The organism is Agrobacterium sp. NPDC089420, assembly GCF_044900305.1.
Classification (GTDB): Bacteria; Pseudomonadota; Alphaproteobacteria; order Rhizobiales; family Rhizobiaceae; genus Agrobacterium.
The window spans coordinates 1-1050 of the sequence record NZ_JBJDMY010000073.1 but is presented as its reverse complement, the minus strand read 5'-3'; the positions used below and the strand labels follow the sequence as shown (position 1 = coordinate 1050).

1 protein-coding gene is annotated in these 1050 nt (G+C 60.3%); it reads left to right on the top strand.

Annotated elements, in window-relative coordinates:
* Positions 1-90: 90 nt before the first annotated feature.
* A protein-coding gene (locus ACI2KA_RS26995) for an IS630 family transposase (protein ID WP_404505497.1) occupies positions 91-1034 on the top strand; the annotation gives its coding sequence in 2 pieces (ribosomal slippage) (positions 91-427 and positions 427-1034; 945 coding nt in all).
* Positions 1035-1050 lie beyond the last annotated feature (16 nt).

Sequence of the window (1050 nt, the reverse complement as noted above, 5' to 3'; positions counted from 1 at the left end):
CTAGAGCGCTTCCTGCGATCCATGAATCGATTGTGATGTGACTGGCGGCTGCGAAGCTGATTCAACATCCGCAACGAAGGGGTATTGCGGATGGCACGAGCATTGGATGATGATCTTCGACTGCGTTTGTTGAAAGCGTCTGCTGCGGGCCTTTCGGCTCGACAGGCTGCTGCGCGGTTCGAAGTCGGCATATCGACGGCGATCCGGTGGATCGCCAGAGCGAAAGAGGGGGAGCCCACGGCCCGGCCGCAAGGCTGGAAACGACTATCGGCACTGGACGCACACGAGGCATTCATCATGGCGCTGCTCGAGGAGCGCAAGGACGTCACGCTCGACGAGATGGTCGCGTGTCTGGCCGTCGAGCGGCAGGTCAAGATCAGCCGGAGCGCTATTGGTGCGTGGCTGCGCGGCCGCGGCTGGACATTTAAAAAAAGTCCGCCCATGCACTGGAGCAAGACCGGCCGGATGTCCTGAAACGTCGACGTGCCTGGTTTGATGGTCAGCCTGATCTCGATCCGGACAAACTGGTCTTCATCGATGAAACCGGCCTTTCGACGAAAATGGCCCGCCTGCGCGGTCGATCACTTCGCGGTGAGCGTTGCCGGGCCGGCGTGCCGCATGGCCACTGGAAGACGACAACGTTCACCGGAGCCCTGCGCCTGAACGGAATGACGGCACCGTTCGTCTACGATGGCGCGATGAACGGCAATGTCTTTCTGGCCTATGTCAGCCAGGTGTTACTGCCGACGCTGCGGCCCGGCGATGTCGTCGTCATGGACAACTTGCCCGCACACAAGTCGGCTGGTGCGCGCGAAGCCATCGAGCGCGTCGGCGCAAGGCTCCTGTTCCTGCCGCCCTATAGTCCCGACTTCAATCCGATCGAGAATGCATTCTCCAAGCTGAAGGCCATGTTGCGAGGCCGAGCAGAGAGAACGATCGAGGCACTGTGGAATGCGGTCGGCGCTCTGATGCGACGCTTCACGCCAACCGAATGCGCAAACTATTTTAGGGCAGCAGGATATGACCCCGATTGAACAGGATTTGCTCTAG